Origin of the sequence: Halomonas sp. 707B3, assembly GCF_024158645.1 — a bacterium.
GTDB lineage: Bacteria > Pseudomonadota > Gammaproteobacteria > Pseudomonadales > Halomonadaceae > Vreelandella > Vreelandella lionensis.
Genome location: NZ_JAMZBE010000039.1, coordinates 20,008 through 27,067, shown reverse-complemented (window position 1 = coordinate 27,067; position 7,060 = coordinate 20,008). Strand labels below are relative to the sequence as shown.

General features: G+C 57.6%; 6 protein-coding genes. 1 reads left to right on the top strand and 5 read right to left on the bottom strand.

All coding sequences use genetic code 11. The annotated features are described in order from the left end of the window. Window positions 1-78: 78 nt before the first annotated feature. From BIS10_RS07450 to BIS10_RS07440, 3 genes are all read right to left on the bottom strand, one after another. Window positions 79-1,341, bottom strand: a complete 1,263-nt coding sequence (locus BIS10_RS07450; protein WP_253503986.1) for an ABC transporter substrate-binding protein — start codon at window positions 1,339-1,341, stop codon at window positions 79-81. 64 nt (window positions 1,342-1,405) lie between these two features. Further along, entirely contained in the window at window positions 1,406-2,455 is a 1,050-nt protein-coding gene (locus BIS10_RS07445) for a Gfo/Idh/MocA family protein (RefSeq protein ID WP_253503983.1), read from the bottom strand. Then, window positions 2,452-3,231 (bottom strand): ThuA domain-containing protein, encoded by a 780-nt coding sequence (locus BIS10_RS07440; protein WP_253503980.1) that lies wholly within the window; start codon window positions 3,229-3,231, stop codon window positions 2,452-2,454. Before BIS10_RS07440 ends, BIS10_RS07445 begins: the two co-directional genes overlap by 4 nt. A 239-nt stretch (window positions 3,232-3,470) precedes the next feature. Between BIS10_RS07440 and BIS10_RS07435 the strand changes: the two genes are divergently transcribed. Continuing rightward, window positions 3,471-4,595: an aminotransferase class V-fold PLP-dependent enzyme gene (locus tag BIS10_RS07435; RefSeq protein WP_253503976.1), complete on the top strand. Its 1,125-nt coding sequence runs from the start codon at window positions 3,471-3,473 to the stop codon at window positions 4,593-4,595. Window positions 4,596-4,712: 117 nt separating this feature from the next. On the opposite strand, the gene BIS10_RS07430 is transcribed toward BIS10_RS07435, so the two are convergent. Together BIS10_RS07430 and BIS10_RS07425 are read right to left on the bottom strand one after the other, a co-directional pair. Further along, complete coding sequence (locus BIS10_RS07430) at window positions 4,713-5,402, bottom strand: CBS domain-containing protein (protein WP_253503973.1); 690 nt, start codon at window positions 5,400-5,402, stop codon at window positions 4,713-4,715. 138 nt (window positions 5,403-5,540) lie between these two features. Next, window positions 5,541-6,971: a hypothetical protein gene (locus BIS10_RS07425; RefSeq protein WP_253503970.1), complete on the bottom strand. Its 1,431-nt coding sequence runs from the start codon at window positions 6,969-6,971 to the stop codon at window positions 5,541-5,543. Between the last annotated feature and the right edge of the window lie 89 nt (window positions 6,972-7,060).

The following is a 7,060-nucleotide window of genomic DNA, read 5'->3' as shown; positions in this document are numbered from 1 at the left end:
CCTCAGCCAGTCGGGCCCTGATTGTACAAAAAGCGGGGCCGAAAATCGCTGAATGCACGGACGCTAACGTCGCTCGCGCTACCAGCCACGCCGTCCCAGTCTCGCCAATTCGCTATCCAACTGCTGCACCGCCTGCTCCGGCGTGATACTGCCGGACAGCGCATCGTGCACGCGGTTGAAGATCGCGTTGGAGACCCGCGGATAGGCATCGCCGGTAATGCTGGCCGGGCGCGGCACGCCGTTCATCACCGTCTCATACAGCTCACCGATAAACGGCTGAGCGGCCAGCACGTCTTCATCTTCATAGAGCGCTGGGCGCGTGGGGTTGCGGCCAAACTCGATGGCGTGGGCTTTTTGCTGCGCTTCAGCGGTGAGATAAGCCACCAGGTCAGCGGCCGCCTGCGGCTCATCCGAGTAACGGGAAACCGCCCAGTTCCAACCGCCTAGCGTTGCCACCGACTGCCCTTCTGGCCCGCTGGGCAGCGGCGCTACGCTGAACTTGTTCTGGATCGGCGTGCCGTCCGCTTGGCCCAGCGACCACGCGTAGGGCCAGTTACGCATAAACACCGCGTTGCCCGCCTGGAAAACGCCGCGAGCCTGCTCTTCCATGTAGTTACGCACACCTTCTGGACTGATATCCCCCACCCAAGAAGCCGCTAGCGCCAGGGCTTCCACCGCCTGGGGGTTGTTCACCGTGACCTGCCCCTCGGCATCCACGAACGTACCGCCGCCGTAGCTCGCCACCCACTCCAGCGCGTTGGTGGTCAGCCCTTCGTAAGCGCGCCCTTGAAAGACGAAACCATGCATGCGCTCGTTACCCGCTTCCCGCTCGGCGTTTTGAATGCGTCGGGCGGTGTCGGTCAGCGCTTGCCACGTCTGCGGCACGTCAGCGCCGTACTGCTCAAGCAGGTCGTGGCGGTAGTAAAGCAGTCCGGCATCGGTAAACCACGGCAGCGCGACCAGCTTGCCCTGCACGGTGTTGTTCTCCATCAGCGAGGGAATAAATCCTTCTGCTGCGCCTTCCGGCAGGTAATCGTGCAAATCCACCAAGTGCTCTGCCAGCAGGCCCGGCCAGACGATATCCACCATCAGCACATCAACATCCTGCGATTGGCTGCCCAACAGCTGTTGATAAAGCGAGAGCTTTTCGGTGGGCGAAGCGGGCGTGGTGACGATATTGACCTGATGGCCGTTGGCCTCGGCCCAGCGCTGCGATAGCTCCGGGCAGAAATCCGCCGCCCCACCGTCGCCACAGGCAACGGTGATCTCGGCGGCCATCGCAGGCAGCGTCGTGGGCAGCAGGGTCAGCAGTAGCAGCGGTGTTTTCAGTGGTTGGCGCATCGTGGAGTCCTCATCTTGTTATTGGGTGTCTTGCGTTTAGAAGATGCGTAATTAAACGGTCTCGTTAGCTGGCAATCGCCAGGCTGCGGTCCTCCAAACTGGAAACAAAGCAGGCGTCCAGCACGGTTTGAATGGCCGCACCGCGGGCAAAATCGGGCTGGTCGTTCTCCCCCGTGCGAATGCTCTCGATAAAGCGCTGATAAATGCTGGGCGTGGGCGGCGCTTTAACGGTGCTCCAGCGGGCGGGATGCACATCGTCGTTCAGGCATACCTGTACGTCGTCTTTAGAGGCATCCAGATCCACACGAATCGCGCCTTTATCACCGTGAACGCTCAGCGTTAGCGAGTTGTGGTGGCCGGTGGCCCAACGGGTCGCTTGGATAGTACCCATGGCGCCGTTGGCAAAGCGCACGCGCATCAGCGCGGTGTCGTTGGCGTCCAGCACGTAGTCGCCAATGCGGTTATCCGGCGCTTTATCGAAGCAGGTCAGCTCGCAGTTCACCCGAGTGATATCGCCCACCGGGAAGCTGGCGAAATCGACGATATGCACGCCCACATCGCCTAGCACCCCTTTGCTGCCGTGCGCTTCCGAGAGCCGCCATAGCCACTGGCTTTCTTGGTCCCAGCGGCCCCAGGCATTGCTCACCAGCCAGCTTTGGCGGTAGCTGGCGTCTACATGGCGCACGGTACCAATCGCGCCGCCGGTAATCAGCGCGCGGGCGTGCTGAATGGCGGGGGCGTCCCGGTAGCTCAGGTTGACCATGTTGATGACGTTGGCGGCCTGGGCGGCGGCGGCCATCTCATGGGCATCCTCGGCGTTGGTGGCTAGGGGCTTTTCACACAGAATGTGTTTACCTGCGGCAATGGCAGCCAGCGACGTGACCTTGTGTACGCCATCCGGAGTGACGTTGCTCACCGCGTGGATATCGTCCCGGGCCAACATGGCGTCCAGGTCTTGATACACGTCAGCAATGCCGTGGCGCTCGGCAAACGCTTGGGCTTTAGGATAGTCTCGGTCGCAAACGGCCACGACCTCAACGCCTTCGATGCGGCCATAGTGCTTGGCGTGTTCGCCCGCCATGCTGCCGGCGCCAATAATTGCTAAACGGATCATTTGAAGCCCTCCTCGCCGGGTTTATGCAGGCTTTCACCTTTGATTTCGACCGGGTTGGGCGCCTGGTCGGCGGGCACGTTGGGACAGCTATCGATCCAGCGTGAGCCTTCCGGCTGTGCCCAGACAACGGCATTTTTGAGCACCCGCTTCACCTGCTCGTCGTAGTAGATCGGATAGGTTTCATGGCCGGGTCGGAAGTAGAAAATCTTGCCGTTGCCACGCTTGTAGGTCAGGCCGGAGCGAAACACTTCACCGCCTTCAAAGGCGCTGATAAAGATCACTTCGTCCGGGTTAGGTACCGCAAATGGCTCGCCGTACATTTCGGTATGGGGCAGCTCCAGATAATCCCCTAGGCCCTGCACGATGGGGTGGCCAGGATTAACGACCCAAAGGCGCTCACGCTCACCGGCTTCTCGCCATTTCAGCGAGCAGGTAGTCCCCATCAGCCGTTTGAAGATTTTGGAGTAGTGGCCGGAGTGCAGCACGATCAAGCCCATGCCCTGCAGCACGCGTTTTTGCACCCGATCAACGGTCTCTTCCAGCACGTCGCCGTGGGCAGCGTGGCCCCACCATAGCAGCACGTCGGTATTCTCCAGTGTCTCCTCGCTGAGCCCTTGTTCTGGGTCTTGCAGCGTGACGGCGGTGGCGGACAGCGCCTCTGACTCATTCAAACCGTCGGCGATGCACTGGTGCATGCCGGTTGGGTAAATGCGTGCTACCACCTCGTTGGTTTGCTCGTGGACGTTTTCGCCCCACACGGTGACGTTAAGGGTCATCTGTTCTCCTCATACAGCTCTGGCAGTTGAATCAAAAGGGCATTAATTAGAGCCTCAAGCGTTAAAGTAAACGTTTACGGCCAACACGTAAACGTTTACTAAAATGCAACTTTAGTCATATCTATGCGTATATCCTGGTGATGAACACTATTGGCATCGCGGCGAGGTTATCCGTATTCTGAGACGTAACCACGCGCTTTAGAGTGAATAACTAACTGTTCTAACAGTAGGAGAACGCCATGGCTGGTTTACTGCCCAACGTCGATCCCGACGGCTTGCTTGAGTACTCAGTGGTCTACACGGACCGCTCCTTGAATCACATGTCACAACAGTTTCAAACGGTGATGCGCGATATTTCTGCCACGTTGAAAGAGGTGTATAACGCACACGCGGCGGTCATCGTGCCCGGTAGCGGCACCTTTGGTATGGAAGCAGTGGCGCGTCAGTTTGCTCTTGACCAGAAAACGCTGGTCATCCGCAACGGCTGGTTTAGCTATCGCTGGACGCAAATTATTGAAATGGGTCGCTTAACTGAACAGCACACCGTACTTAAAGCACGACGCCTGAATGCCGTTGAGCCACACTCCTCCTTTCAGCCAGTGCCCATTGACGAGGCCGTTGCGCGAATTCACAGCGAGCAACCCGCAGTAGTATTTGCGCCTCAGGTCGAAACCTCCGCAGGCTTGCTGCTTCCAGATGACTATATTCAGGCGCTAGCGCAGGCAACTCACGCGGTAGGTGGCCTGTTCGTATTGGATGCCATTGCTGCTGGTACCCTATGGGTAGATATGCAGGCACTGGGCATTGATGTGGTAGTGAGTGCGCCGCAGAAAGGATGGAGTGGGTCCCCCTGCTGCGCCATGGTGATGCTCTCAGAGCGTGCCACCCAGCGCTTGAACGAGACCCAGAGCAATAGCTTCGCCTGTGACCTGAGCAAGTGGCATAGCATCATGCAGGCCTATGAGAACGGTGGGCACGCTTATCATGCCACTATGCCCACAGATGCCTTGCGAACACTGCGCGATATCATGCAAGAGACACGCGACTACGGTTTTGCCAAAGTTAAAGAGGAGCAGCAGGCGATTGGACGTGAAGTACGCGCCATGCTGAAACGCCACGGATTTATAAGCGTTGCTGCACCAGGCTTTGAAGCACCCGGCGTAGTGGTGTGCTATAGCGAGGATAGCGGCCTGGTGGGCAAGCTTGCCCAGGCGGGCGTGCAAGTGGCAGGCGGTGTACCGCTGATGTGCGATGAGGGCGACAACTTCCAAACTTTCCGCATAGGCCTGTTTGGGCTGGATAAGCTGCACCATACGGAGCGCAGCGTGGAGAGCCTGGAACAAGCAATCAAGGCAGTCTCATAAGGTAGAAAATGCCCGCTAGTGCATAGCTGCATAGCGGGCACGATCAACGACTCCCTCAACACTATTGGTCTGGTTACGAGAGGAGTATTCAGACCACAGGAAAGGCGCTGTCAAAGACTATATATACCCCACACCCCGAGGCATCATGCCCAGGTGGTTTTCAACTCGGGTAACGCCCGGCACGTTCTCAGCAGCCACCGTCACCGCCTGTTTCTGCTCAAGGGATTCAACCAACCCCCAGACGGCCACCACGCCGCCATCCACAATCACACTGATGCCTGCAGTTTGCACGCCTGTGTGGTGCTCCACCTCATTCAGAATGGCCTCCCGTATCTGGCGGTCATCCGTAGGCGACTGCGTTGATGCGACCACTGCGTTGGCAATACCTTGCAGCAAATTGGCGCGGCTGACGATGCCCACTAACCTGCCTTCACGCACAACCGGCACGCGCTTAATGTGGTGCTTTTCTAACAGCCGGGCAATGGTATGTAGCGGCGTGTTCTCTTCAACGGTCATGGGGTTCGGGGTCATCACTTCATGGGCTTTACGACCATGAGACTTAACATAGTCGCCAGCATCCTTGCCGCCGCTGAACAGCGTCAACCACCACGAGTGGCCATGCTCGCTGTCATCTTTTACCCGACGCATCAAATCGCCTTCGCTGACAATCCCAACCACCCGGTGCTCATCATCTACCACGGGAACCGCACTGATCCGGTGTTTGAGCAACAGTTGTGCAATGTCACGCACTTCAGTATCGTGCCCTACACTTACCACTTTGGGTGTCATGATATCGATAGCTTGCATGGTTATCCTCCTTGCGCCCAGCCCTTGAGTCAGCCCTCTTTTCAAGGCTCACCTGCCTATTCTTTGAGACTAGTTCGCTGCAGAAAATTTACCCATACCAGCTAAGTATCTAAGCCCGCGCGTTGAGACTATTTTGATCTAACGCAGTTTATTGCCATTTTGTTCAGCGCTGCTCTCCGCGACTCTTTCCACCGCGACGATGCCAGAACGGCTGACCACGACCTTCCAACGGGCAAGATAGGGCGTGTCCTCGCTGCCGGTTTCACGTATCACTAGGTTGAACAGGTGGCGCCGCTCAACACTCTCCCGCACTGATTGGCCCTCTTTTAAACGGTAGATGTGATGTTTCTCTTTGCTCATTAGGCGGGTCAGCATCGAGAGGTCGATATGCAGCGTTTCGCGGGTGTGTTCATAACCACTGAGAAAGCGCGTCGGCGACATACGTGAGCTGGAGCGGTAGTGCATCACCACCTCGTCACGCTGGGCCACGGTGCGCCGCCGCATCTGCTGAATATCGCTATCCAGAGCAGAGTAGCGCTTGTAGTCGAACCACTCAAGCTGCCGCCCCACCAGGGCGTTTCGGGTGGGGTCGATGTATTGGCGACGCCACTTGGGACGGCCGCGACGCAGCCAGCGCCATAGGGTGTTACGCAGATCGTCTTTGAAAACTTCCCGCAGCGCATAGAGCAGCGCCATGGCCAGTACAAACAGTGCGGTAATATCCCCTAGGGCGTTGCGTAGCTGCAGAACACCCAGCGACACAAACGCCATCACCACCGCCGTGGCCAGCGCTTTGACCGCCTTTTGTTCGCCGCTACCCAGCTCCAGGGCACGCTGCTTGAGGGTGATCGGTTGCTCAATCAGGCGCCGCAGCAGGCGCATTTTATTCGACATGCGAGTCGGATCTTCCATGACCCGTTCAGCGTTGTACTCCTGGGCCTGACGGTACTCCCCTTCGCGCTGGCAAATGTTAATAAAGCGCCGCTTGATATCACTAAACGGCCCGCCCCGTGGCATATGCGCGACTAGGGCTAATAGCTGCTGTTCGGTAAACCAGGAGAGGTAGTTGTCAATATTGGCAAAGTATTTGTACAGCCGCTCGTCACTGGGCGGATTGCGCCGTAGGCGTTTTAATATGCCGTCACTGAGATCGCTCATCTCGGCGAGCTGCTCGCTCAGCGCGTCGGCTTTCTCTTGCCAAGCGGAGGGGTCATCGCCTGGCTCCCGACGCAGTTTACGGGCATCAGAAAGCAGTTGTTGCGTGGTGCGCTCCAATGCACCCACGTATTGATAGGCGTAAAGGCTGAGGCTGAGGCGGTAAGAGTCGCTGCCCAACTGGTTACGGCTGGCCAGTCGGCTATGGACCAGCGGCAGATGGTATTCATCGCTGTAGTAGGTGCGCGAGACGCTAATCGCACCGTGGTAAAATGCCTCTTCGGAGATGACTTGGGTGCTTAACCCCAGCTCTTTGGGCACAAACAGATACACATCGAGCGTATGCGACGTTTCTTCTTTTAGCCGCCGCGACAGGCGTAGCTGGAAACTATTTTTACGCTCAACGTTGATCACCTCACTAATCTCCTACTTCATTGCCAAACACGATGATATACCATGGTTAATTCGCCATAGTGGTCTGCTAAACAGAGGCTACGGTTTAC